Origin of the sequence: Providencia sp. PROV209 (assembly GCF_028479485.1) — a bacterium.
Lineage (GTDB): Bacteria > Pseudomonadota > Gammaproteobacteria > Enterobacterales > Enterobacteriaceae > Providencia > Providencia alcalifaciens.
The window spans coordinates 84,816-111,331 of record NZ_JAMPNR010000004.1; the positions used below are offsets into that span (position 1 = coordinate 84,816).

The window sequence follows — 26,516 nt, forward strand, 5'->3', positions numbered from 1 at the left end:
CATGCGTAAGTCGTTTATTTTTATAGTGATTGCTGTTTTGGCAGTTGCCTACGCATCAATCTTTATTGTTCCACAAACTGAGCGTGGCATCGTTTTACGCTTTGGTAAAGTTCTGCGTGATTCTGAAAACAAACCGATCGTTTATGAGCCGGGTCTGCATTTCAAAGTTCCATTTATTGAAACTGTGAAAATGTTAGATGCACGTATTCAGACATTAGAAATCCAAGCTGACCGTTACCTGACAAGTGAAAACAAAGACTTAATGGTAGATTCATACCTGAAATGGCGTGTCACTGACTTTAGCCGTTACTATGTAGCGACTGGTGGTGGTAACCCATTCCAAGCAGAAACCCTGTTGAAACGTAAGTTCAGTGACCGTTTACGTTCTGAGTTTGGTCGTTTAAGTGTTAAAGACATCATCACTGATTCTCGTGGTCGTTTAACTGTTGATGTTCGTGATGCACTGAACAAAGGTACGGCAACCGACGAAGCGACTAAAGAAGCAGATGCAGCGATTGCAGATGCTGCGGCGCGCGTTGAAAAAGAGACTAACCTGAAGCCACTGGTTGTGAATGCGAACAGTATGGCGGCGTTAGGTATCGAAGTTGTCGACGTACGTATCAAGCGTATTGAATTACCAAATGAAGTTTCTGAAGCCATCTATGCACGTATGCGTGCAGAGCGTGAAGCGGTAGCACGTCAGCATCGTTCACAAGGTCAAGAAGAAGCAACTAAAATTCGTGCGGTAGCGGATAAGACGGTAACAGAGACACTGGCAGAATCAGAGCGTACTGCACTGACCCTGCGAGGTGAAGGTGATGCAATGGCGACAAAACTGTTTGCTGATGCATTCAACCAAGATCCTGAGTTCTATGCGTTCATTCGTAGCCTGCGTGCTTATGAGCAAAGCTTCAAAAGTGGTGATGACGTGATGGTGCTTAGCCCAGACACTGACTTCTTCCGCTTTATGAAAGCACCGACTAAGCTACGTGCAACGGATTAAATGATAAACAACTTAAGTTACGTGCAACGAACTTAAATTACTGTTAATCTAATAAAGAAAAGCCCGCTTCGGTGGGCTTTTTTTCGCCTGTCGTTTTAAGTTGCGGATTTTTCAGGGAAAATTTTAGCTGCTCAGGTTGAGGCAATTCACTTTGAGTCTACGACAGAAATAAAACTACCATTTTACTTGCTTTCTAGAAAAAAATTTTTGTAATGCCAAAATATCACTGGAACAGTTCATTTTTGATGGTAGAATTCATTTTTAAGCAACCGAGTGTATTTCGAAATGGGTAAGAACGTTGTCGTACTGGGCACCCAATGGGGTGACGAAGGGAAGGGCAAGATCGTTGACTTGCTGACAGAGCGTGCTAAATATGTAGTTCGCTATCAGGGCGGCCATAATGCTGGCCATACTCTTGTTGTAAACGGTGAAAAAACCGTTCTCCACTTAATTCCATCCGGTATTCTTCGTGAAAATGTCATCAGCATTATTGCTAATGGTGTTGTTCTTGCGCCTGATGCTTTAATGAAAGAGATGAAAGAACTGGAAGATCGCGGTGTTCCTGTTCGTGAGCGTTTACGCATCTCTGAAGCATGCCCTCTGATCCTGCCTTACCACATCGCATTAGATAATGCGCGTGAAAAAGCGCGTGGCGCAAAAGCGATTGGTACAACGGGTCGTGGTATCGGTCCTGCATACGAAGATAAAGTTGCTCGTCGTGGTCTGCGTGTTGGCGACTTATTCGATAAAGCAACCTTCGCTGTAAAATTAAAAGAAATCATCGATTACCATAACTTCCAACTGGTTAACTATTACAAAGAACCTGCGGTTGATTACCAGCAAACATTAGATTACATCATGTCTGTTGCTGATCTGCTGACTAGCATGGTAATTGATGTTTCTGATTTGCTCTATAAAGCACATCAGAAGAATGAATTAGTGATGTTTGAAGGTGCGCAAGGTACGCTGCTGGATATCGACCACGGTACTTATCCGTATGTAACTTCTTCAAACACAACGGCTGGTGGTGTTGCGACGGGTTCAGGCTTAGGTCCACGTTATGTGAACTATGTACTGGGTATCATCAAGGCTTACTCAACGCGTGTTGGTGCGGGTCCATTCCCAACTGAGCTGTTCGATGAAACTGGTGAGTTCCTGCGTGAGAAAGGTCAAGAATTCGGTGCAACTACTGGTCGTAAGCGTCGTACTGGTTGGTTAGACATCGTGGCTATCAACCGCGCGGTACAAATTAACTCTCTGTCAGGTTTCTGCTTAACTAAGCTGGATGTTTTAGACGGCTTAAAAGAAGTGAAAATCTGCGTAGGTTACCGTCGTAAAGATGGTACGGTGTTAGAAACTACACCTTTAGCAGCTGATGAGTGGGAAGGCTTAGAGCCAGTGTATGAAACTATGCCTGGTTGGAGCGAAACGACTTTTGGTGTTAAAGAAAGAGCGTTATTGCCACAAGCGGCTTTAGATTACATCAAACGTATTGAAGAACTGACGGGTATCCCAGTTGATATTATTTCAACGGGTCCAGACCGTTCAGAAACAATGATCCTGCGTGATCCGTTTGACGTTGAGTAATCACATGAACAGCGCTCACTAGGGCGCTGTTTTTTTAGCATTCCATGTTTCCTTCCGATAAATTCCCTTTTGATAAAACGCTAAAATTTCCACATAATACCTATAAAGTTGAACATTCTGTGCCATTGTAAGCATCTTTACGGGCAAGGATGGGCTAGACTGAAACTAAGGCGATATACTGTAGAAAATCGTTAAAAATGTACTTTATATGGTAGCCAGAAAACAAATATAACGAAAATGGCAGATAAGTATTTCACAACATATTTGTAGCGCCAAAAATTTTGAGGTGATTGTGCAGCTGACAAGTTTTACTGACTATGGGTTACGTGCCCTAATCTATTTAGCCGCCCTAGAAAAAGGGCAGATGACGAGTATAACTCAAGTTACTGAGGTATATGGGGTTTCTCGTAATCACATGGTTAAAATTATTAATCAGCTGAGTCACCTTGGCTATGTTAAAGCTACCCGTGGTAAAAATGGCGGGATCGCGCTAGGTCAACCGGCAGAATCTATTCGTATCGGTGATGTGGTCCGTGCATTAGAACCACTCACTCTAGTCAATTGTAGTGGAGAATTTTGTCATATTACGCCAGCTTGTCGCCTTAAAGGCGCTTTGCAAAAGGCAATACAACAATTTTTACAAGAACTAGATCAATATACGCTAGCGGATATGGTGAAAGACAATAGCCCGCTGTACCAATTATTGCTCGATTAATGTCTCAGTCATTTATCACTCTGATGACAATGGAGGTAACAATGTCAAACGATCCTTTTCAGGAAAGAGAAGCAGAAAAATATGAATCCCCAATTCCAAGTCGAGAGTTTATTTTAGATCTTTTATCTAAGCGAACAGCTCCCGCAAATCGTGAAGAAATTGCACAGCTACTCAATCTCTCTACCGAAGATGAATTGGAAGCATTACGTCGTCGCTTACGCGCGATGGAACGTGATGGTCAGTTAGTTTTCACTCGTCGTAAGTGTTATGCACTGCCAGAACGCCTTGACTTACTCAAAGGTAAAGTTATTGGCCACCGTGATGGTTATGGTTTCTTACGTGTTGAAGGCAAAAAAGAAGATTATTATTTATCTCAAGACGAGATGAAACGCGCCTTACATGGCGACGTTATTTTAGCCCAGCCTTATGGGCAAGACCGTAAAGGTCGTACCGAAGTGCGTGTGGTGCGTGTATTAGAACCGCGTAATAACCAAATTGTAGGTCGCTATTTTATTGAAGCTGGTATGGGGTTTGTTGTCCCTGATGATAGCCGTCTGAGCTTTGATATTTTGATTCCGAAAGACCAAACTTGCGGAGCCCGTATGGGGAACGTGGTTGTGGTTGAATTGGTGTCGAGACCGCAACGCCGTTCTCAAGCTGTTGGTAATGTGATTGAAGTCCTCGGAGAAACCATGGGGACGGGTATGGCGGTGGAAATTGCCTTGCGCACGCATGAAATTCCTCACTCTTGGCCACCACAAGTTGAAAAACAGGTTGCGGATTTCAGCGAGACAGTCCCCGAGTCCGCGAAAAAAGGGCGTGTGGATCTGCGCGATTTGCCATTAGTGACTATCGATGGCGAAGACGCTCGTGACTTTGATGATGCCGTGTACTGCGCACCGAAAAAAGGTGGTGGCTGGCGCTTATGGGTAGCGATTGCGGATGTGAGTTATTATGTACGCCCACAAACAGCCTTGGATACGGAAGCTCGTAGCCGTGGTAACTCCGTTTACTTCCCATCCCAAGTTGTTCCGATGTTACCGGAAGTCCTGTCTAACGGATTATGCTCGCTGAACCCAGACGTTGATCGCCTCTGTATGGTGTGCGAAATGACTGTATCAGCATCAGGAAAATTGTCGTCGTACAAATTCTATGAAGCCGTTATGAGCTCCCATGCGCGTTTAACTTACACAAAAGTATGGAAAATACTGCAAGGGGACGAAGAGTTACGCGAGCACTATAAAGCGTTGGTTCCGCATATTGAGCATTTGCACCAATTATACAAAGCCTTAGATGCGGCACGTATTGAGCGTGGTGCTATCTCATTTGAGTCTGAGGAAGCTAAGTTTATCTTCAACGCCGAGCGTCGCATTGAGCGTATTGAGCCAGTTGAGCGTAATGATGCACATAAATTAATTGAAGAGTGCATGATTTTAGCGAATATTGCAGCGGCGCGCTTTGTTGAGAAAAATGAAGAACCTGCATTATACCGAGTGCATGATCGTCCGAAAGAAGAAAGCGTCATGAACTTACGTTCTGTCTTCAGCGAGTTAGGTTTAACATTACCTGGCGGGATGAAGCCTGAACCAAAAGATTATGCTCAAGTGATGAACGAAGTGGCTGAGCGTCCTGATCATGAACTGTTACAGACCATGATTTTACGTTCAATGAAACAAGCGATTTATGATCCAGAAAACCGCGGTCACTTTGGTTTAGGTCTGAAATCCTATGCGCACTTTACCTCGCCAATCCGTCGTTATCCTGACTTAACTTTGCACCGTGGTATTAAATACTTACTGGCAAAAGAGCATGGTCATGGCGATAAGCGCTGGACAGAAACGGGGGGATGGCATTCCGATATGGACAGTATGCTCCAATTAGGTGAGCACTGTTCAATGACCGAGCGCCGTGCAGATGAAGCTACCCGTGATGTGGCAGATTGGTTAAAATGTGACTTTATGCAAGACCAAGTGGGTCAAGTATTTACGGGCTTGATCACGAGCGTTACTGGTTTTGGTTTCTTTGTTCGTTTAAATGACCTGTTTATTGATGGTTTAGTGCACATTTCTACCCTCGATAACGATTATTACCGTTACGATGCGGTTGGACAGCGCTTAATTGGTGAGTCTTCTAATACAACCTATCGCCTTGGTGATGAAGTTGAAATCCGTGTAGAAGCAGTTCACATGGATGAGCGCACGATTGATTTCGCGTTAATCTCAACGACGCGCAAAGCAAAAAATCCAGGTAAAACCACCCGTGATAAGATGAAGAAAGAAGTTAAAAATGCGACACGTTCCGCTCGTCGGAAAGGGGATGTGAGCAAAGAGAAAAACTTCGAACCTGATTCTGCATTTCGTCGTTCAGAGAAGAAAGGCAAAAAAGACGCAAAGCCTGAAGGAAATGGAAAAGGAAACGGAAACGGTAAAGCTAAAAGCAAAAAGCCGTCAGATAAAACCAAAAAAATCAGTGCCAAGTTAAAAGCAAAACGCGTGGCTAAAAAATCCCAAAAACAAGAGGGATAAGTGCGTTTCATGATAAAAGGTGGCGGTGATCGTCACCTTTTGATTTTCAACCAATTTAATGTTCTCAACCTAAAAGATATTTATGAGCGAAATTATTTATGGCATTCACGCCGTGAAAGCCCTGCTTGAGCGTTCTCCGCAACGTATTAAAGAAGTCTATATTTTAAAAGGTCGTGAAGACCGCCGCCTGATGCCTATCGTTCATGAAATCGAAGCGTTGGGAATTGTGGTGCAAGTAGCAAATCGCCAATGGATGGACACACAAACAGAAGGTGCGGTTCACCAAGGGATCATTGCGAAGGTGTTACCGGGAAAACAGTATCAGGAAGGGGATCTCCCGGATTTACTGGAAAGCACCGAATCGCCATTTTTGCTGATCCTCGATGGTGTTACTGATCCCCATAATCTGGGCGCATGTTTACGTAGTGCAGACGCTGCGGGCGTTCATGCAGTGATTGTCCCGAAAGACAAATCTGCTCAGCTGAATGCGACTGCAAAGAAAGTGGCGTGTGGCGCAGCGGAAAATGTTCCGTTGATCCGCGTAACTAACTTGGCAAGAACTTTGCGTTTGTTGCAAGAATATAACGTGTGGATTGTGGGTACTGCTGGTGAAGCTGACCATAACTTGTATCAAAGTAAACTGACTGGTTCAGTTGCGTTAGTGATGGGCGCTGAAGGGGAAGGCATGCGTCGCTTAACCCGTGAGCATTGCGATGAGTTAATCAGCATTCCAATGGCGGGTTCAGTATCCTCCCTGAACGTTTCGGTGGCAACGGGCGTGTGCCTGTTTGAAGCAGTGCGTCAACGCATCACAAAATAATTTTTGCTTAATTTGTCCCCATCTCTTGAGTTTTTTATCTGGGATGGGTATAGTTACGCGTCAATTTTTTAGCCGCACTCAACAAGTTCCTTGCCTCCGCGGGCCGCGGTTAACCCAGACAGGAGGCTAATAATCCGTAAGGAGCAACTACTAATGCGTCATTACGAAATCGTTTTTATGGTCCATCCTGACCAAAGCGAACAGGTTCCGGGCATGATCGAGCGTTACAGTGCTGTTATCACTAACGCACAAGGTCAGATTCACCGTCTGGAAGACTGGGGCCGTCGTCAACTGGCTTACCCAATCAACAAACTGCACAAAGCTCACTATGTTCTGCTGAACGTAGAAGCTCCACAGGAAGCGATTGATGAGCTGGAAACTAACTTCCGCTTCAACGATGCCGTTATCCGCAGCATGGTTATGCGCTTAAAACACGCAGTAACAGAAGCTTCTCCAATGGTCAAAGCCAAAGACGAACGTCGTGGCCGTGACATGTCTGATGATTATCAAGACGAAGAAGCAGAAGAAACTGGGGATTCTGAAGAGTAATTGCTCAGGTGATCACTAATCGTCTGGTGCTGACAGGCACAGTCTGTAAAGCGCTGATTCGAAAAGTGAGTCCGTCCGGCATTCCTCATTGCCAGTTTGTTTTAGAACATCGTTCTGGACAACAGGAAGCAGGAATGTCACGGCAAGCATGGTGCAGAATGCCCGTCATTGCCAGCGGACAAACCTTACAAACCCATACTCACAGTATAACGGTCGGCAGTCTGATTACTGTTACAGGTTTTATTAGTACCCATCAGGGACGTAATGGAATCAGTAAATTAGTCTTACATGCCGAGCAGATTGATTTGATAGATTCTGGAGACTAGCCATATGGCACGTTATTTCCGTCGTCGCAAGTTCTGCCGTTTCACAGCGGAAGGCGTTCAAGAGATCGACTATAAAGATATCGCAACGCTGAAAAACTATATCACTGAAAGTGGTAAAATTGTACCAAGCCGTATCACCGGTACTCGTGCAAAATATCAACGCCAGCTCGCTCGTGCTATCAAGCGCGCTCGCTACCTGTCTCTGTTACCATACACTGATCGTCATCAGTAATTGGTACAGTCCATTAACGACTAATAGAGGATAAGGTAATGCAAGTTATTCTGCTTGATAAAGTAGCTAACCTAGGTAGCCTGGGTGACCAAGTTAACGTTAAATCGGGCTACGCTCGTAACTTCTTAGTACCACAGGGCAAAGCTGTTCCTGCGACTAAGAAAAACGTTGAATTCTTTGAAGCTCGCCGCGCTGAACTGGAAGCTAAATTAGCTGACGTTCTGGCAGCAGCACAGGCTCGTGCAGCAGCTATTACTGCTCTGGGTTCTGTTACTCTGGCTTCTAAAGCTGGTGACGAAGGTAAACTGTTCGGTTCAATCGGTACTCGTGACATCGCTGACGCAATTACTGCGGCTGGCGTTAAAGTTGCGAAAAGCGAAGTTCGCCTGCCAAACGGCGTTCTGCGTACTACTGGTGACCACGAAGTTCACTTCCAGTTACACAGCGATGTGTTCGCAGAGCTGAACGTTATCATCGTTGCTGAGTAATCAATAATGATGATAGTTGCCATCGTTAATTCGGTGGCACAAAAAAACACCGGTAATCCGGTGTTTTTTTATATCTAGAATTTGAAGAACTTACTGATTTACCGAACACTGATAATCCAGTAACTCCCCCGTACTGCCTAAATTCAATTGCCAAACATCCATACGATTCGCTAATAATACCATCGAACCATCTTTCAGCTCCGTCACCGCCAGTCCATAGTTCCCCATGCTATCGTTGTGCGCTTGCACATACTCATTTAACTGCTTGAAAGGGCTTGTTTGCTTATCTAACTTTTTCGCCCAATATTCATGCCCTTCCAATTGCACTGGAAAAACATGCCACTCAGATTTAATCGCATCCGCATGTTGGTTAACTAGCTCAATAACCTGCGGTTTTAGGCAAGCAATATGGATATGAAGTTGATCTTGGGAACGCCCATATTGTGAATTAATCGCTAAGGCGAGTTTATCATCGCTAATAGCGGGTTGACCCGCAGGGCTAACACTCTCACGCTCATTCCAAGCGAGCGTAAAATAATCAGGGCTATTGTCTTCAAGTAATAAAGGGGATTCGATACCACTGACTTTATCGGTTGGCAGTACCAAATTATGCACTGGACCTTTTTTATCTTTGAACAGAACATAGCGCTGGTCTAAATCAACCTTTAGACAAGATGGATTACGTTGTTCGGCGTTATCGATAGCAATACATTGTTGGTTAATGATATTCCACAGCCCATCGGCGTGGTATTTAATCCATGAAATGTAACCAATGACTCCAAGAAGGAGAAGTAAAATGATGGCGCCAATGATTTTTATCAGCTTTTTTTTGCAGGTATTGTTATTTTTCTGCATAGATTTTCCTGTTCTTTTCCCTGTTTAACCATTAAGTGTAATAAAGAACAGTGATTATACGTAGTTTATGGTGAGAGACGTCATCAAATAACGTCTCCATTGAATTTTTATTCTGAAAATAAAAGAAAAGTCGGCGTATTGTATAAAATTACCGACGTTAAAAGATAAATTAAGGTGTTCGGTAGTAGCTTCCATCGCTTAAGCGCGTAAAACTGTACGTTTGACCATTGGCGGCGGTGATCTCCAACTGCTGAACTTCACCTTTTGTATTCGCTTTTAAACGAACCTTTTGCCCTTGTTGTAAGTTACTAAGGGGTTTCTCTGCACCTTCAACTTTTGCCATGATGAACGCATCATTTGCCTGCAAATTATTATCACGAAATAGCTGAGCTAAGGTTTTCCCTTTTTGAACGCGATAATTTTGCCATTCATTGGCAGAAGGTCGAGTTGCTGTTGGTTGTGAAGACTGTGTTGCTGGCGGTGTAGTTGTCGAGGCTTGTTGTGTAGATTGAGCTGTTTCTGGCTGCTCTTGAATAATTTCAGGTTCACTGGGCAGTGATGGCGAATTATTGGTAGAGGTGGCTGCCGATTGCTCAGGTTGTGACAGAACCGTATCAGGTATTGGATTAGACTGTGAAGCTGGAGGAATCACAATAGGCTGGTTTGGTATGTTGCCATCCTTGTTGTGCACTGTATTAGGCTTATCGCTAGCTGGCCAAAAGATGGCAGCGATAATAATGAGCGCTAAAATCGCAATTCCATAACGATGAAAAGTGGATAGTCTCAGCATGACCCCTCCTATATTTGAGGAATAATAAATCACAGACGTTTTAACGCATACTAGCACTATTTATGAGTAACTTAACAAGTTAAAGGTTAATTTAGGAGAACACTGAATAATTTATGCAGTTTTATTCTTCTGTTATCGGGTTTAGGTTTACCCATAAGAGATGGGCTGTTATCCTTGGTTTTTCTCAAAAAATGAAATGGGTATTTTCATGGCAAACCAAAACTTTGATTCAGTAGAAGCTCAAGCGAGCTACGGCATTGGTCTACAAATTGGACAGCAGTTATTAGAATCAGGACTGGAAGGTTTAGTTCCAGACGCAATTTTAGCAGGTCTGACTGATTCTTTAGAAGGTAATATGCCTTCAGTGCCAGTCGAAGCACTGCACAAAGCATTGCGTGAGATGCACGAGCGTGCAGACGCGGTTCGCCAAGAGCGCCAAAAAGAGCTGGCAGTAGAAGGTCAAAAATTCTTAGATGAAAATCAAAAGAAAGATGGCGTATCAACCACTGAATCTGGTTTGCAATTCTCTGTGATCAACCAAGGTGAAGGTGCAATTCCTACACGTTCTGATCGTGTTCGCGTGCATTATACTGGTCGTTTAATTGACGGTACTGTATTTGATAGTTCCGTACAACGTGGTCAACCTGCAGAGTTCCCTGTTAGCGGTGTAATCCCTGGTTGGATTGAAGCACTGACTCTGATGCCTGTAGGATCTAAATGGGAATTATACATTCCTCATGAATTAGCTTACGGTGAGCGTGGTGCTGGTGCATCTATTCCTCCGTTCAGCACCCTCGTTTTTGAAGTTGAGTTACTGGAAATTTTATAATTTTCTGACCGACTTACAGAAAAGAATAATAGCCTCATTAGTTTGCTATTTTGGCATAGCTAATGAGGCTTTTTTATTAGCGTAAGTATTCAGCCCTTGTTACTCTTGATAACGTCATGTCATAAGGGGAAATAAAATGCGTCAGCAGCTATGTAACCTTGCCCGAGAAGCGGGTGATGCCATCATGAATATCTACAATGGTCATGCACCATTGCAAGTTGAACATAAGCAAGATGATTCTCCCGTAACGGCTGCGGATATTGCCGCTCACCAAATTATCAACGCGGGGCTTTTGCGTTTGACTCCGGATATTCCCCAGCTTTCTGAAGAGGATCCACCTGAATGGTCGGTACGTCGCCACTGGCAACGTTATTGGCTTATTGACCCTCTTGATGGAACAAAAGAGTTTATTAATCGTAATGGCGATTTCACGGTCAATATTGCTTTGATCGAAAAAGGTATTCCTGTCATGGGGGTTGTTTTTGCTCCGGCAAAAGGGCTGATGTATTACGCCGAAGGGGAACAAGCGTGGAAGGAAGAGAATGGACAAGTACAGCGTATTCACGTTAAACCCACGATCCCCCCAGTGGTTGTTATCAGTCGTTCTCATCAAGATCCTCAATTGATAGCATACTTATCTCAATTGCCGGAGCACCGTACGGTCGAGATTGGTTCATCACTGAAATTTTGTTTAGTCGCTGAAGGTCGCGCTCAGTTATATCCACGTTTTGGACCGACTAATATCTGGGATACAGCCGCAGGACATGCAGTGGCATTAGGAGCAGGGGCGAGCGTGGTGGATTGGCAGGGAAATACACTGGATTATTCACCGAGAGAGTCTTTTTTGAACCCTGGTTTTGAATGTCGCTAAGACCACGAAAATAGCAAGATAGTAAAAAGTCGGGTAGCTAGTGATTCACTTACCCGACTTGAATAACATGATTTAATGTTTAGTTATCTAATTGCAGCACTTTAGCCGTTGCAGTACGAATATCTAAACACGCTTTTGCATCCTGTTTTAAATCAATTCCATAAGTTGGAATGATGGTCTTCAGGCGAGCTTCCCAACCATCCGCAGAGAGTTGATCTGCAAAGCAGGTCTTCAGTACGTTGAGGGCGATAAACGCAGCAGTCGATGCACCTGGTGATGCACCCATTAATACGGTGAACGATTTATCTGCACTCGTAATCAGCTCAGTACCGAACTCCAATACGCCTTTTTTCACCGGATCCGGTTTAATGATCTGAACGCGTTGGCCTGCGACAACTTCTTTCCAATCTTCACGCTGCGCATCAGGATAGAATTTTTGCAGCATAGAGAATTGATGAGCAGACGTTTGCAGTACTTGCCCCACGAGATATTCAGCCAACGACCAATCATCTTTCGCGATGGCAAGCATCGGTTCAATATTGTTCAGTCTGATAGAATCAAACAGATCCAGATAAGATCCATGTTTTAGGAACTTACTCGAGAAACCAGCATATGGCCCAAACAGTAAAGAGCGTTTTCCGCCGATGATGCGGGTATCTAAATGCGGTACAGACATCGGTGGTGAGCCTTTATCGGCTTTCCCGTAGACTTTGGCATGGTGGCGAGCCGCCACTTTTTCATCGTCACAGCGTAGCCAAATTCCACTCACAGGGAATCCGCCATAGCCTTTACCTTCAGGAATACCGGATTTTTGCAGTAACTCAATGGCGCGACCACCGGCTCCTACAAACACAAATTTTGCGGACGTAATGGTTTTTTCGTGAGTCAGAAGGTTCTTCACTTCGACATTCCAGCGCCCGTCAGGCGTCTGTGTCACATCAATAACTTCATGTTTATAGTGGAGAGAAAACCCGCTCTGTTCACTCAATTGTGCCATCAGTAAATGGGTTAAGGCGCCGTAATCGACATCTGCCCCTGTGATAACGCGAGTGACTGCAATTTTGTCATTAGGATCACGACCTTCGACGACTAATGGCGCCCACTCATCAATCTGTTTTAGATCATCGCTGTATTCCATATTTTGGTAGCAGTGATGGGCAGACATCTGGCGGAAGCGTTGCTGTAGGAATTTAATGTTGTCTGCACCAGACACAAAGCTCATGTGCGGGCATGGGTGGATAAAGTCCCGTGGATTTTTAATTTTTCCTTTGGTGACTAAGTAGGACCACAGCTGGCGAGACAGGTCAAATTCGGTATTTACTTCAAGGGCTTTGCTGATATCAACCGTTCCGTCAGGATTTGGTGGCGTATAGTTCATTTCACAGTTTGCAGCATGACCTGTGCCTGCGTTGTTCCATGGATGAGAGCTTTCTTGCGCACAGTCATTCAGTCTTTCGAATACAGCAAGAGTGAGATTAGGCTCCAACTCTTTAAGAAACGTACCGAGTGTTGCACTCATGATCCCAGCGCCAATTAGCGCGATATCAACATTTTCTGCAATGGGTTTTGTCATGGAAATACCTATTTTTTATTGGGAGTGAAACACAAATCGGTGCCTTCTTGATACACCACATAGGCGCGTCTCCAAGGTTCATCACCAATCAGACGCCATTTATGCCCTGTTCCAGTATTGTCTTGAGCCAGCAAGATATCGCCTGGCTTAATAATAAATGTTGAGCCATCTTTAGTTTCGAACTCTAATGTGCCCGTGAGCGTGATGACATAACGAGGAACGGGGTCTTTGTGCCAGTCCCAAGAGCCGCCCGAAACTGTTTCACGAAACGTGAGCTCATTGACGGCAATGACAGGGCTTTGGTCATCTCCACGAGCGACACCATTAAGCTCAACAGTGCCTTCTTCAAATAGAGAATTACCATCTTCACCTGTCCACATACGAATACAACGGATCATCTTATTTAGCTCCTAATAATATTGCGTAATAACTAAGATAATGTTCAGTGTTTCGATTTTTACCTTAACGAGAAAAAATAGTTAAATTTAGAAAATATGATGTCTTCAAATCTAAAGTTTTTTAATGATAAGGTCAAAGTTAATATTTTTAAGTTGAAGAGTTTTATTGAAAAAACACTATTTTGATTTTTTTTTGATGATTGTTTTTGGATGAGTTGATTTGATATATTTTTGATTAAAATCAATACGATAAAAGATAATACTTTTTTGATTAAATAAACTCTATTTTATTCTTTTTATTATCATGTTGTGATGCTCAACAATAGAGAGTGTAATAAATTGTAATGTATAAAAAATAAATGAATAAAATAGAAAAATAAAGGGTAAAGAAGTCATTTAGTGATGTTTATATAGTGCTCTCTAAAATAGTCAGGGTAAAAAGGATATTTTTACCCTTTACGGATTAATTACTTTTTGGATTTAGAATTCCGCTTAAAGCAAGATGTTGAATAAGCATGATAGTTTTACCATCCATGATCTCCCCATGTTTGATGGCAGCAAGTGCATCAGGAAATGACCATTCCATGACTTCAATATCCTCACCTTCATCAGCCAGCCCACCGCCTTCACTTTGGCGATCTTTATCGCTGTATTGTGCAATATAAAAATGCAGTTTTTCAGTGACTGAACCGGGACTCATAAAAGCTTCAAATACTTTTTCGAGATTATCGATTTTATAGCCAGTTTCTTCTTCTGCTTCAGCAATAATTCTGGCTTCTGGAGATGACCCTTCCAGTAACCCCGCTGCGGCTTCAATAAGTAATTGTTTATATCCGGAAACGTACATCGGCATACGGAATTGGCGGATCAGAATAATGCTATTTTTGGCTTTGTTATATAGCAAGATCACGGCGCCATCACCACGATCATACACTTCACGCTCTTGCTTCTGCCAAGTGCCATCGTGTCGCTGTAGTTCATAGGTATATTTTTTAAGTATATACCAGTTATCTGACAGTAATTTTTCGCTGATATTCCTAACGTGAGGTTGTTTCATAAATAAGTGCAAGCAGAGACAAGGTAAAGATAATCTAGCACTATAAACAGAGAGGGGAAATAGGCATCAAATAGCAAAAAGCCAGCAAGGTTTATTTGCTGGCTTTTTGTGGGGGTAAATTATTTAATGATTTGCAGCTGTTTCACATCAATTTCTTTTGAGTTCCAATCTTTATCAACTTCACCACGAATTTCGATTTTATCCTTCGGTGTTACATTCACACCATTGAAGCGTTTTTGGCTAATTTCGACGGTAATGGTGCCAGTACCATCGGTAAATTCGTAATGTTTTTTATCCAGTTGTTTGACGAGGTTTCCGCGTAAAACAACCCAGCTATTGTCTGATAATTCAAGCGCTTTAGCGACGGTAGTTTCACTTGCATTAGGACCACTAAATCCGCCATCTTGGGTTTTCATGGTGTCGGTGTTGGTGGTGTTGGCAATTTCACCAGGACCTGAAAAACCACCAGTAGCAGCGAAAACAGGGGCAGTAGCAAGTGCAGCGATTAAGGTGATTAAAGGTAATTTTTTCATTTTTGTTTCTCCATGCGTAACCAGAAATTTGGTCTATGGGATGTATTTAACCAAGTAAATCTTAACAGGATCTTAAGAACTCAAATTAATTAAATATATTTTTAATTTGGGCAATCACCACTGGTCATCGTGAATTGAATAAGATAAATATAACAATATTCGATGTGGAGGTTAACTATGCGTATTTTATTAATAGAAGATGATCGACTTATTGGCGATGGATTAAAGGTGGGTTTAACCCAATTGGGATTTACCCTCGATTGGTTTATGGATGGTAAACAAGGTCAGCAAGCTTTGTTTGATGCCCCTTATGATGCCGTAGTACTGGATCTCTCTCTTCCTCATATCGATGGTATGGATATTTTGAAATTTTGGCGTAAGCAAGGGCGCGATGAACCTGTATTGATTTTAACGGCTCGCGATGCGCTTGAACAACGGGTGAATGGACTACAACAGGGAGCAGATGATTATCTGTGTAAGCCTTTTGCATTGGCAGAGGTTGCTGCTCGCTTACAAGCACTGATTCGTCGGCGCAGTGGGCAGCTCTCTCCAACCTTGGTGCATGGCGATGTGGAGATGGACCCTTTAGCGATGACCGTGACTTATCAAGGAAAACCCGTACAGTTAAAGGGTAAAGAACTGGCATTATTGTCTCTGTTTCTACATAACCCGAAAAAGGTACTGTCCCGTAGTGCAATAGAAGAAAAGTTATATAACTGGGATGAGGAAGTATCTAGCAACTCAGTTGAGGTACATATTCACCATTTACGGCGTAAATTAGGCAGCAAATTTATTCAAACAGTTCATGGTATTGGCTATCGACTGGGTGATGAAGAATGAAAACATTCAGTTTAAGACTCAAATTGACGTTAATGTTATTGCTCCTTGCCGTCATGACATGGGGAATTGCGAGCTCTCTTGCGTGGTATCAAACCTATAAAACCATTAACGAATTATTTGATACTCAACAAATGGTATTTGCAAAACGCTTGTCAGTGCTACCAACGGATATCGATTTACCCCAAGCATCATTGAGTAAAACTAAGCGATTATTACGAAAAAATCGAGGTAGCCAAGATGATGACGCGCTGGCATTTGCGATTTTTACACCAAGTGGCGAGATGGTCCTGAATGATGGAGATAATGGACGCAAAATTGAGTTCCAATTTACTCGTGAAGGATTCAGTGAAGGCACACTGAAAGGTAGTGATGATGAGTGGCGTTTTGTTTGGCTAAAATCTATAGATAATCAATATATTATTGCAGTTGGGCAAGAATGGGAATATCGCCAAAGTATGGCTAACAGTATTATGCTTTCCCAGTTAATTCCGTGGCTGGTGGCATTACCTATTATGTTGATAGTCTTTTTGTGGTTGCTCACTCGAGCATTAAAACCGCTGCGGGATGTAGCAAAACAGTTACGACTAAGAAAGCCGGATGAGCTGAGCCCTGTCATGGTACCGACGATTCCCAGTGAGGCTAAGCCAATCTTGGATTCCCTTAATGGATTATTTGCCAAAATAAACCAAATGTTTGTGCGTGAGCGGCAGTTTACCTCTGATGCTGCCCATGAGTTACGTAGCCCGCTTGCTGCACTGAAAGTACAAACGGAAGTGGTACAAATTGCAGGAAGCGATGAGGCTATTCGTCAGCATGCGGTCGCGAATCTTTCGGAAGGTATTGATCGAGCAACTCGACTGGTCGATCAACTATTGACGTTATCTCGCCTAGAATCGTCTAACCAGTTGGACAATGTGGGGGAGGTGAGCTGGTCAGACTTAATTGAGCAAGCGGTAAAAGAGAGTGAGCGGGAAGCGCAGCAAAATCAGGTGACTTTGGATGTATCGATTATCGAAACACCGCCACCTTTTAAGGGGCAAGCGCTTTTACTGTCCGTATTGCTAAGAAATCTGCTTCATAATGCCATTCGTTATGGTAAGCCATCGGGTAAGGTGGAGATCAACTTATATCGCCATTATTTAGAAGTAAAAGATGATGGTGCTGGGGTATCTTCTGAAGTGCTGGCTCGTTTAGGTGAACGTTTTTATCGACCGCCGGGACAAGAAAAAACAGGCAGTGGTTTAGGCTTATCAATTGTTAAACGTGTGGCTCAGCTGCACCATTTTAATGTGACATTTAATAATGTTACCGAAGGTGGATTCTGTGTAACTATTCATTGGAATGAATAATTTTGTTTGTTTTATGCGTAATGCTGCATGGAATTGCTGCGGAATAATCGACTATTGTTACATCTTGTTGGGATGTGATTTTGCGGCAATATCCACTGAAATTTGATCATGATAAACGAAGTTTCTGTGCGCAGGCTCATCTTTGCGCACAGAAAAATATCGCATGCCTATGATACACAAAACCTTATCGGTTCACTTATTGTTTTCCTAATTCTGCGACAATTACGCTAATCGCTTTATTAATTTCTTGTGGAGTGAGCGCGCCATCTTTATAAAATAAAACATTACCTTGTTTGTTGAGAATAATAATGGCAGAACTTTCTGGTGCAAGGCTCCATGCATTCTTCACTACGCCATCGCTGTCTATTATGAATTGGGAGTAAGGAAACTCCTTTTTACTGTCTTCTACGCTGTTTTTGACAAAAACACCTGTACCGAACATGGCATCATCAGTATTGATAATGCTGGTGGTTTGGTATTTATCATGAGGGAACTTAGCTTGCTTAATAGCTTCAATAAGCGGGGCATTGAGCTCCTTGGCTGACGACCGTCCAGCGATATGTTGGATAGTGCGGACTTTGCCCGCAAGTTGTTGGCTCTTCCATGGCTGATAATCGAACTTACCTGCGTTATCTAACAGGAGTTCACCTTTATCTGTAACGGTCACGGCAGGGACGGGTTGGTTTAATTGAATGTTAATGGCAAATCCTGTTGAAGATAAACCGAGTAAGCAGGCTAATAAGAACAGTTTTTTGATCATAAAAAGTACCTTTAGAAATCATTGTCGTTGTTGTGTAGGGTGGGGATTTCAGGTGTTGCTAGTTATAGCATAGCTCATCGGATGAGTAGTAAGACAAAAATTAACAAACTGATAAAATTCAGCATAAAAAGGAGGTTTTGGGTGAATTTAACAGAGTATTGACAATGTCATGTTATGTCAGCATTTTGAATAAAATTGCAATTCTAGAACCAAAAAAAATTTTCTAGTCTATGATTACTGAACGGTATGCAGTGGGATATCGTCAGAACAACATGGAGATTCGTTCTAATGAAAATTTTTAAGCATTATAACCCATCGAAAATTGCTCTTTATGTGAAAACATTATTCAGAGGTAGGCTCTACATTAAGGATTTTGGAGCTTTCGAATTCAATAATGGAAAAATTTTACCACCCAAAGTGAGCGATAAAACCCATTACAATGTAATGAATGAAGTGAACAAGCAAGTGGTGCTATTACGAGCTGAGTTGGGCTAGAAAAGAGATTAGCTAGTTAAGTGTTCGGCTAATGATTTTCAAGCACTGTAGAATAACAACGCCACATTCAGTGGCGTGTTCGTTCTAAAGTAGAAGTAACAAAAACGGCTTGGCGACTAGTGTTTATCTGATGAGTGTGATGTATCGTTAGCCGTTTTATTGTTTTCAGTCCCCGGCTGAATCACAACTGCTGATGGCGTATTTGTAATACGTGTTACTAGCAGTTGGTCAATCTTGTAGTTATCAATATCGACCACTTCAAATTTGTAGCCTGCGTATTTTACAAAATCCGTCCGCTTCGGCATTTTTCTTAAGCGGTACATCATAAAGCCAGCGATGGTTTCATAGTTGCTGAAATCTGGGAATTCGTCGATATCCAAGATACGTTGCACGTCCTCAATCGGCGTACCTCCGTCAACTAACCATGAGTTTTCATCACGGGTAATAATTTGCTCTTCTTGACCTGGACCAATTAAGTCGCCCATCAGGGTGATCATCACGTCATTGATGGTGATAATCCCCATCACTAAGGCGTATTCATTCAAAATGACGGCAAAATCAACGCCACTGGTTTTAAAGGCTTCTAAGGTATCAGACAGTGATAAGGTATCCGGAATCATTAATGTGGTTTGGATATGCACGCCTTCACGTAAACTCAGGCTTTGACCATTCAATACACGGTTAAGTAGCTCTTTGGAATCTACATAACCAATCACATGGTCAATATCCCCAGCACAAACTAAAAACTTCGAGTGTGGCTGTGTGGAAATTTTATGCTTGATGCTCTCTTCTGATTCATCTTTATCAAAGAAAATAATACTTTCTCGCGGGGTCATCGCGGAAGGCACAGTACGTGACTCAAGCTCAAATACGTTTTCGATCAGCTCGTGTTCTTGCTTACGTAAAACCCCAGCGACGGCACCAGCCTCTACAACAGCAAAGATATCATCAGAGGTAATGTCTTCGTTACGTGCTATCGGTAATTTAAACAGTTTGAAAATTAAGTTAGCTAAGCCGTTAAAGAACCACACGAGTGGGCTTAAAACGACTAGGCAGAAACGCATTGGGTTAACAATACGTATCGCAATTGCTTCAGGCTTCACCATGCCAATGCGTTTTGGTGTTAAGTCAGCGACTAAAATAAATAAGCTGGTAACGATGGTAAATGACAGAATAGATGCAGCTTGCTGTGCCCATACAGGGGATAAGAATTTGATAAATAGCTCTTGCAGCGCTGGAGAGAATGCGGACTCACCAACAATACCGGCTAAAATTGCGACGGCGTTTAAACCAATTTGCACTACGGTAAAAAACATGCCCGGCATTTCTTGGAGTTTGAGAACGCGAGCTGCGTTAACGTTACCTTCATCTGCCATTAATTTTAATTTAATGCGGCGAGAGGCTGCCAATGAAATTTCAGACAGCGAAAAAAATGCGCTAATTGCACATAGTAAAAGAACGATCAGTAAACTGTTTAGCATAAATTATCCAACCCTCTAGGTAGTGAATCGTCACTTATTGAAATCCTAAAGGCAATGTAAGGGTATTCCATTTCAATATTAATTAGCGCCTTAGCGCGGTGGGTATCGCGCTAAGTATAGCACTAGCCTATTTTATATGACTATATATTCGTCATTATAAAATTATTTAGGCAGGTAAGCAGACGCCAATCCCTCCCAGCCCACAATAACCATTTGGATTTTTATACAGATATTGCTGGTGGTAATCCTCCGCAAAATAGAATGTATCAAGTGGACGAATTTCTGTTGTGATTGGGCGATGGTCCTGCTTTTCAGCCATAGCGTGTTGATACGCATCACGAGTTTGTACCGCTTGTTGGTACTGTTCATCTGACACCGTATAAATAGCAGAACGATATTGCGTGCCAATATCATTACCTTGGCGCATACCTTGTGCCGGATCGTGGTTTTCCCAGAATAGTGCGAGCAATTGTGCAAAACTGATTATTTGCGGATCAAAAACCACCCGTACGACTTCAGTATGCCTTGTTAGTCCAGTACACACCTCTTCATAGGTTGGGTTCAGAGTTACGCCGCCACTATAACCTGCGGATGTGGAGAAAATTCCCGTTTGTTGCCAAAATAATCGCTCTACGCCCCAGAAGCAACCCATTGCAAAATAAGCAATTTCCATATTCTTAGGAATAATCTCAATCGAATGATGGGTCACCGCATGATAAGGTGACACTTCCATTGATGTGTGACGACCAGGCAGTGCCTGAAATTCATTATCGGGCTGAAATTGATTAAAAGTCATAACGATTCCTAAATACACTCAGTATAGAAATAAAGTAAAAATTGGGATAAAAACTTGTATCAGTGGCTTATTTTACTCAAAATAAGTCGTTGCTGAGTAATAAGTCAAATTGTCTATCACCCTAGGAGCAGGCGTGTCGAAATATCTTACCCTTTGTGTAGTATGCCTAACAACGGCGGTACCCGCAGCATTTTCTGCGAACCTACGCCTTAATATTGAAGGGCTTGAAGGGCAACTCAATCAGAATGTCCGTATTCAACTTTCTAATATTTCACAAGATGAAGTGGTTGCAAATGGGCGTTTTCGTGCTCGAGTAGAAAAAGCGATTCGTGAAGGGTTAAAACCGCTGGGTTATTATGATCCTACGGTGGAATTTAGTTATGAAGAAAAAACGCCACCGGCTCGTTCAATATTAACCGCTAAGGTGTTGCCAGGTGAACCCATTCTTCTTCAAGGGGTTAATGTGGTACTCGAAGGTGGGGCGAAAACAGATCCTGATTACGCCAGTATGATTAAAAAAAATACACCTAAATATGGCATCATCCAAAATGATGGTGAGTATGAAGACTTCAAAGGTAAATTTAGCAGCTTAGCTATCCGTAAAGGGTATTTCGATGCCATGATGGAAAAAAGTCAGCTAGGCATTTCTGTTGATCATCATGCCGCGTATTGGGATTTTGATTTTAACAGTGGTGAGCGCTATCGCTTTGGTAAATTAACCTTTGAAGGCTCTCAAATCCGCGAGGATTACCTCAAAAATCTGTCTCCTTTTAAAGAAGGGGAATATTACACTTCTGAACAGCTTGCGGAGTATAATCAACGGTTGGCTTCTACGGGATGGTTTAGCTCTGCAATAGTGACCCCGAATATTCAAAAAGCGCGTGAGGAACACACGGATTTATTACCAATGGAAGGCATCATGAGCCCTAGAGCTCAAAACTTCTTAGAGCTCGGTGGTGGCTATGCGACGGATGTTGGTCCTCGTGTCAAAGCAACATGGAATAAGCCGTGGATTAACTCTCGCGGGCAAAGCCTAACATCGAATATTAGCCTGTCACAGCCAGAACAAGTTATTGATGCTAGCTATAAAATCCCACTCAAAGCGAATCCTCTGGAACAGTATTATGCGGTTCAAGGGGGCTTTAAACGTACGGATTTAAATGATACGCAAGCCAACACCACGACATTGAACGTTTCGCGTAACTGGGATTATTCAAGCGGATGGCAATATGGCGTGAATATGCGCTGGATGCTCAGTAACTTTACTCAAGCCGATGTCACCAATACGACCATGTTGCTGTATCCGGGCGCAAATGTGAGCCGAATTCGCCAGAAAGGCGGCGTGATGCCAACGTGGGGGGATAGTCAACGTTATTCTATTGATTATTCGAATAAAATCTGGGGGTCGGATATCGACTTCCTCGTTTTACAAGCCAAAAATGTGTGGATTCGAACGCCGTGGGAAGGGCATCGATTTATCGTGCGCGGTAATGTGGGTTGGATTGAAACTAACAACTTTGACAAAGTTCCACCTGACTTACGTTTCTTCGCAGGGGGTGACGGTAGTGTTCGCGGTTATGGCTATCAAAAGATTTCTCCAGAAGATAGTAGTGGCAAGTTAACCGGGGCATCCAAGCTAGCCGTCGGTTCCGTTGAATATCAATATAACTTCACCGGAAATTGGTGGGGAGCCACGTTTATCGATAGTGGTGAAGCGGTTGATGATTTTAAAAACAGTGATTTTAAAACGGGTGCAGGTGTTGGTATCCGTTGGGTATCTCCAGTTGGACCGATTAAATTGGATTTAGCTAAGCCTATTGGCGATCCAGATAATAATAAAATTCAGTTTTACATCGGATTGGGGACAGAACTATGAAATGGATGAAGTGGCTAAAATGGATTGCAATCACCCTTTTATTATTGTTAGTTCTGGTCGTTAGCGCTCTATATTGGGTATTAGGAACAAGGTCAGGTTTGCATTTTGCATTGAATTCAGCCACGCGTTTTGTGCCTGAGCTCACTATCGGTTCGATTGAGGGTGATATTAATGATTTAACGCTCTCAGGCGTAAAATATCAGATGCCAGGTGTGGATGTGGATGCGAAAAAGATCCACCTAGCATTACGTTTGAAATGCCTGACCAGCCGTGAAGTTTGTATCGATGATTTATCAACAGAAAGTGTGATGGTCAATGTAGATACCAGCCAGTTTCCTCCCTCGGAAGAGACTCCACCATCAGAGCCTTTAACTGAGCTAAACGCACCTTTGACGATTCGTCTTATGCAACTGGCACTGGTTGATACCCATGTTAATGTAGATGGCACCGTTATTGACCTCGACAAGTTCGCGACAGGGATTACATGGCAAAAAAGAGCCATTGAAATCACCCCGACTGATATTATTAATTTAGCAATAAGCCTGCCTCCGAGTGAACCAGCTGCGGAAGTCAAACCTGCTGAACCTGTCGTACCTGAAGGTGAGCAGCAATCACTTGGTGATCAGCTTAAGGCATTATTCTCTAAACCGTTATTAGCGGATCTTCCTGAAATTATCCTGCCTGTTGATTTGAACGTTGAGGGGATCCATGCCTCTAATTTCCAGTTGAAAGGCGATACGGACATTACGATTAACAGCCTGAATTTGCAGTTAGAAAACACAGGGCAAAATGTTTTATTGAAACAGCTGAAAGTAAATGCACCTCAAGGGGATGTTGCCGTTTCAGGATCCATTTCACTGCAAGAAAAATGGCCTGTCGCATTGTCTGTGATTGGTGAAAGCCGCTTTGAAGATTTAAATGGGCAAAAAGTCGATTTAATGCTTAAAGGTGGGCTGATGGATGAGCTGATGCTGGCACTGAATCTAAATGGTCCAATTACCGCAACATTAGAAGCTCAAACTGATTTAGCACAAGCTGACTTTCCAATTGAGTTGACCTTAGAAAGTAAAAAATTAACGTGGCCGCTGGTGGGGGAAAGCCAATATAAGCTTGATGATACCCGCCTACGTTTGAATGGTCGTCCTTCCAGTTATGATCTCTCTTTACGTTCAGCCATTACAGGCAAAGATTTACCACCATCCAAACTGTTGTTAGATGCAAAAGGTAATGAAGAGAAAATTGATTTAACACGCCTGCGCTTATCCGCATTGCAAGGTAATGCCGACCTTTCTGGTGTTGCTGATTGGAGTAAAGCCATCAGCTGGAATATGGTACTGACGTTATCGGGTATCAATACAGCAAAACAATATCCAGAATGGCCTGCAAAAGTTGAAGGAAAAGTTGCCACGCGAGGCAGTATGTATGGCGGAAGTTGGCAACTAGAAATTCCTGAAATTACTTTAGATGGTCATGTTAAATCGCATATTTTAAAGGCTCGAGGTAACGCGAAAGGGAATGCGGCTGGGCAATGGGATATTCCAGATTTTAACCTCATGCTGGGTAAGAACAGCGTGAATGTAAAAGGCTCCTTGGCAGATAAATGGAATCTCGATGCCAAGATAAATGCGCCAGCACTCAATGGTTTGCTACCTGGATTAGGTGGTGTAATCATTGGGGATCTGAAACTTCGCGGTGATTTACAGGCGCCACAAGCACTTGCAGATTTAACGGCTCGCAATGTGAGATGGCAAGATCTCACCGTGGAGACCACAACGATTAAAGGTAATGTCGCAACAGGTGACCAAATTAAGGGTGACTTGTCTGTAATAGTTCGTGGATTGCATCAAGGGGATCTCGCGATTAGCAATCTGACACTCGATGCCAAAGGTAGCGAAAAACAGCACACCTTAAAATTGAATGTAACGGGAAAACCGGTTTCAGGGCAGCTTGCTCTCGCGGGTAGCTTCGATCGCCAGACTGAGGTTTGGAAAGGTAATTTAAGTAACACTTTGTTTGATACTGAAGTTGGAGAATGGCGTCTTAATCAAGCAATGTCCTTGAACTACAACAACACCACGCAAGAAGTGTTGATTGGTAGCCATTGCTGGGTAAATCCAAATGCGCGCTTGTGTGTACCTAAGCCTGTTAAGGCCGGTAAAAGCGGTAGCGCAGATATTGTATTAGAGCGTTTTGATCTTGCGATGATCAAACCTTTCATGCCTAGTGATACACGGGCTACAGGCGTATTTACTGGGCGAGCGAACGCAGTTTGGAAAGCAGATGGTAGCCTGCCACAGGTGAAAGTCGACCTGAATGGTGATGGCGTCAAAGTCGTGCAGTTTGTTGATGGTGCGCGTTTACCTATTGAGTTTGATACGCTGACATTAAATGCTGGTCTTAAAAATGGTAGAGCGGATCTGAATTGGTTATTGAAGATTGCTAACAATGGGCAATTCAAAGGAAATGTACAAATTTCTGACCTAGAAAGAAAGCGTCTCCTTTCCGGTAATATCGAAATCAATGCCATTACGTTGGGCTTAATCAAACCACTGCTGGGTGAAAAAGACATTGCAAATGGGAATTTGAATGCAAATTTACGCGTAGGTGGCTCGGCTTATAATCCATTAATGAACGGTAATGTCACGTTATCTGGCCTAGAAATTAAATCTGGTTTGATTCCGTTTGATATTCAAAATAGCCAACTAGCGATTAACTTTAATGGCACCAGTTCGGTGATGGTCGGTCAGATTAAGACCCCAGAAGGTTACCTCAATATCGATGGTGATGCCGATTGGCGAAATATCGATGCGTGGCGAGCAAAAATATTGGCAAGAGGGAACAATTTACGTGTTTCTCTGCCACCGATGATCAAAATTGATGTGCAACCTGATCTCATTTTAGAGGCTTCACCGAAGTTGCTAACATTAAATGGGAGTGTGACCATTCCATGGGCACGAATTACTGTACAAGAACTGCCTGAGTCAGCAGTTAGCGCTTCTTCTGATGTCGTCATGTTAGATGATCAATTAAAGCCAATTAACCCGAAACAGCCCTCGATCCCAATCCAAACGAATTTAAATATTAATATTGGTCATGATGTGCGTCTGGATGCGTTCGGTTTGAAAGCTCAACTAACAGGCTTATTAAAAGTTGTTCAGAATAAGCAGGGGTTAAGCTTAAACGGTCAAGTGGATATTCCTTCTGGGCGTTTCCGTGCTTATGGGCAAGATTTGATTGTGCGTAAAGGGCAAATTCAGTTCTCTGGACCTGCGGATCAGCCATTCTTAAACTTAGAAGCAATTCGTAACCCAGATAATACAGCCGATGATGTTATCGCTGGAGTCAAAGTTACAGGACTTGCCGATAAGCCGAAAGTTGAGATATTCTCTGAGCCCGCAAAAACACAGCAAGAAGCACTTTCCTATCTGTTAAGAGGAGAAGGGCTTGATAGCGGGGATGCGAATGGGTCACAAATGACTTCAATGTTGATCGGGTTGGGCGTTGCTCAAAGTGGTCAATTAGTGGGTAAAATTGGTGAAACATTTGGCGTGTCAGATTTAGCAGTTGATACGCAAGGCGTAGGTGATAGCTCGCAAGTAGTTGTGAGTGGGAAAATTACGAACGACTTGCAAGTTAAGTATGGAGTTGGCATATTTGATTCTCTAGCGACGCTCACTTTACGCTATAGAGTCATGCCGAAACTGTATTTAGAAGCAATTTCTGGCGTTAATCAGGCTTTAGACCTGCTTTACCAATTCGAGTTTTAAT

Annotated in this window: 25 protein-coding genes; 16 read left to right on the plus strand and 9 right to left on the minus strand. The window is 42.9% G+C overall.

The features are described from left to right. The first annotated feature begins 1 nt into the window (after window position 1). From hflC to rplI, 9 genes are all read left to right on the plus strand, one after another. On the plus strand, window positions 2-1,003 hold the full coding sequence (gene hflC, locus PR795_RS05485; RefSeq protein ID WP_006657973.1) for a protease modulator HflC: 1,002 nt from the start codon (window positions 2-4) through the stop codon (window positions 1,001-1,003). A gap of 285 nt (window positions 1,004-1,288) precedes the next feature. Then, complete coding sequence (locus PR795_RS05490) at window positions 1,289-2,590, plus strand: adenylosuccinate synthase (RefSeq protein WP_006657974.1); 1,302 nt, start codon at window positions 1,289-1,291, stop codon at window positions 2,588-2,590. A 292-nt stretch (window positions 2,591-2,882) separates the two neighbouring features. Next, window positions 2,883-3,305, plus strand: coding sequence for a nitric oxide-sensing transcriptional repressor NsrR (nsrR, locus tag PR795_RS05495; protein ID WP_006662386.1), 423 nt, complete (start codon window positions 2,883-2,885; stop codon window positions 3,303-3,305). A 41-nt stretch (window positions 3,306-3,346) separates the two neighbouring features. Continuing rightward, window positions 3,347-5,830, plus strand: coding sequence for a ribonuclease R (rnr, locus tag PR795_RS05500; protein WP_036963241.1), 2,484 nt, complete (start codon window positions 3,347-3,349; stop codon window positions 5,828-5,830). 82 nt (window positions 5,831-5,912) lie between these two features. Beyond that, entirely contained in the window at window positions 5,913-6,650 is a 738-nt protein-coding gene (gene rlmB, locus PR795_RS05505) for a 23S rRNA (guanosine(2251)-2'-O)-methyltransferase RlmB (protein ID WP_006662388.1), read from the plus strand. 153 nt (window positions 6,651-6,803) lie between these two features. Beyond that, a complete protein-coding gene (gene rpsF, locus PR795_RS05510) occupies window positions 6,804-7,199 on the plus strand; it encodes a 30S ribosomal protein S6 (protein WP_006657979.1) in 396 nt (131 codons plus the stop codon). A gap of 8 nt (window positions 7,200-7,207) precedes the next feature. Next, window positions 7,208-7,525, plus strand: coding sequence for a primosomal replication protein N (gene priB / locus PR795_RS05515; RefSeq protein WP_006657980.1), 318 nt, complete (start codon window positions 7,208-7,210; stop codon window positions 7,523-7,525). Window positions 7,526-7,529: 4 nt separating this feature from the next. Next, window positions 7,530-7,757, plus strand: coding sequence for a 30S ribosomal protein S18 (rpsR, locus tag PR795_RS05520; RefSeq protein WP_000135199.1), 228 nt, complete (start codon window positions 7,530-7,532; stop codon window positions 7,755-7,757). A gap of 38 nt (window positions 7,758-7,795) precedes the next feature. Continuing rightward, window positions 7,796-8,245 carry a 50S ribosomal protein L9 gene (gene rplI / locus PR795_RS05525; protein WP_006657981.1) on the plus strand — a complete coding sequence of 150 codons (450 nt, stop codon included), beginning with the start codon at window positions 7,796-7,798 and terminating at the stop codon, window positions 8,243-8,245. A 90-nt stretch (window positions 8,246-8,335) separates the two neighbouring features. Here the strand turns inward: rplI and PR795_RS05530 are convergent, their stop codons facing one another. After that, window positions 8,336-9,100, minus strand: coding sequence for a CDP-diacylglycerol diphosphatase (locus tag PR795_RS05530; RefSeq protein WP_154636293.1), 765 nt, complete (start codon window positions 9,098-9,100; stop codon window positions 8,336-8,338). A 169-nt stretch (window positions 9,101-9,269) separates the two neighbouring features. Beyond that, on the minus strand, window positions 9,270-9,890 hold the full coding sequence (locus tag PR795_RS05535) for a LysM-like peptidoglycan-binding domain-containing protein (protein ID WP_181480360.1): 621 nt from the start codon (window positions 9,888-9,890) through the stop codon (window positions 9,270-9,272). A 208-nt stretch (window positions 9,891-10,098) separates the two neighbouring features. Between PR795_RS05535 and PR795_RS05540 the strand changes: the two genes are divergently transcribed. Together PR795_RS05540 and cysQ are read left to right on the plus strand one after the other, a co-directional pair. Beyond that, on the plus strand, window positions 10,099-10,719 hold the full coding sequence (locus PR795_RS05540; protein WP_006662392.1) for a peptidylprolyl isomerase: 621 nt from the start codon (window positions 10,099-10,101) through the stop codon (window positions 10,717-10,719). A 136-nt stretch (window positions 10,720-10,855) separates the two neighbouring features. Then, window positions 10,856-11,590 (plus strand): 3'(2'),5'-bisphosphate nucleotidase CysQ, encoded by a 735-nt coding sequence (gene cysQ, locus PR795_RS05545; protein ID WP_036963250.1) that lies wholly within the window; start codon window positions 10,856-10,858, stop codon window positions 11,588-11,590. A 79-nt stretch (window positions 11,591-11,669) separates the two neighbouring features. On the opposite strand, the gene mqo is transcribed toward cysQ, so the two are convergent. The 4 genes from mqo to PR795_RS05565 all read right to left on the minus strand — a co-directional run bounded on the left by mqo (window position 11,670) and on the right by PR795_RS05565 (window position 15,151). Beyond that, window positions 11,670-13,163 (minus strand): malate dehydrogenase (quinone), encoded by a 1,494-nt coding sequence (gene mqo / locus PR795_RS05550; protein ID WP_006662394.1) that lies wholly within the window; start codon window positions 13,161-13,163, stop codon window positions 11,670-11,672. An 8-nt stretch (window positions 13,164-13,171) separates the two neighbouring features. Continuing rightward, window positions 13,172-13,561: a cupin domain-containing protein gene (locus PR795_RS05555; RefSeq protein ID WP_006662395.1), complete on the minus strand. Its 390-nt coding sequence runs from the start codon at window positions 13,559-13,561 to the stop codon at window positions 13,172-13,174. 463 nt (window positions 13,562-14,024) lie between these two features. Continuing rightward, on the minus strand, window positions 14,025-14,618 hold the full coding sequence (locus PR795_RS05560) for an NUDIX domain-containing protein (RefSeq protein WP_006662396.1): 594 nt from the start codon (window positions 14,616-14,618) through the stop codon (window positions 14,025-14,027). Window positions 14,619-14,737: 119 nt separating this feature from the next. Continuing rightward, window positions 14,738-15,151: a YgiW/YdeI family stress tolerance OB fold protein gene (locus PR795_RS05565; protein ID WP_006662397.1), complete on the minus strand. Its 414-nt coding sequence runs from the start codon at window positions 15,149-15,151 to the stop codon at window positions 14,738-14,740. 177 nt (window positions 15,152-15,328) lie between these two features. Between PR795_RS05565 and qseB the strand changes: the two genes are divergently transcribed. Continuing rightward, complete coding sequence (gene qseB / locus PR795_RS05570; RefSeq protein WP_006662398.1) at window positions 15,329-15,991, plus strand: quorum sensing response regulator transcription factor QseB; 663 nt, start codon at window positions 15,329-15,331, stop codon at window positions 15,989-15,991. Beyond that, window positions 15,988-17,340, plus strand: a complete 1,353-nt coding sequence (qseC, locus tag PR795_RS05575) for a quorum sensing histidine kinase QseC (protein WP_181480358.1) — start codon at window positions 15,988-15,990, stop codon at window positions 17,338-17,340. The genes qseB and qseC overlap by 4 nt, the downstream gene beginning before the upstream one ends. Window positions 17,341-17,536: 196 nt before the next feature. Here the strand turns inward: qseC and PR795_RS05580 are convergent, their stop codons facing one another. Then, window positions 17,537-18,100, minus strand: a complete 564-nt coding sequence (locus tag PR795_RS05580) for a YtfJ family protein (RefSeq protein ID WP_006662400.1) — start codon at window positions 18,098-18,100, stop codon at window positions 17,537-17,539. A 288-nt stretch (window positions 18,101-18,388) separates the two neighbouring features. On the opposite strand from PR795_RS05580, the gene PR795_RS05585 reads away from it, so the two are divergent. Beyond that, the gene (locus PR795_RS05585; protein WP_006662401.1) at window positions 18,389-18,595 is read left to right on the plus strand and encodes a DUF1107 domain-containing protein; all 207 of its coding nucleotides are present in this window, start codon (window positions 18,389-18,391) and stop codon (window positions 18,593-18,595) included. Window positions 18,596-18,711: 116 nt separating this feature from the next. Here the strand turns inward: PR795_RS05585 and PR795_RS05590 are convergent, their stop codons facing one another. Together PR795_RS05590 and msrA are read right to left on the minus strand one after the other, a co-directional pair. After that, window positions 18,712-20,076 (minus strand): hemolysin family protein, encoded by a 1,365-nt coding sequence (locus PR795_RS05590; RefSeq protein ID WP_006657995.1) that lies wholly within the window; start codon window positions 20,074-20,076, stop codon window positions 18,712-18,714. Window positions 20,077-20,242: 166 nt separating this feature from the next. Further along, a complete protein-coding gene (msrA, locus tag PR795_RS05595) occupies window positions 20,243-20,872 on the minus strand; it encodes a peptide-methionine (S)-S-oxide reductase MsrA (RefSeq protein ID WP_181480356.1) in 630 nt (209 codons plus the stop codon). Window positions 20,873-21,005: 133 nt separating this feature from the next. On the opposite strand from msrA, the gene tamA reads away from it, so the two are divergent. Then, the gene (gene tamA / locus PR795_RS05600; RefSeq protein ID WP_181480355.1) at window positions 21,006-22,748 is read left to right on the plus strand and encodes an autotransporter assembly complex protein TamA; all 1,743 of its coding nucleotides are present in this window, start codon (window positions 21,006-21,008) and stop codon (window positions 22,746-22,748) included. Beyond that, a complete protein-coding gene (gene tamB, locus PR795_RS05605; protein WP_036976246.1) occupies window positions 22,745-26,515 on the plus strand; it encodes an autotransporter assembly complex protein TamB in 3,771 nt (1,256 codons plus the stop codon). Before tamA ends, tamB begins: the two co-directional genes overlap by 4 nt. Window position 26,516 lies beyond the last annotated feature (1 nt).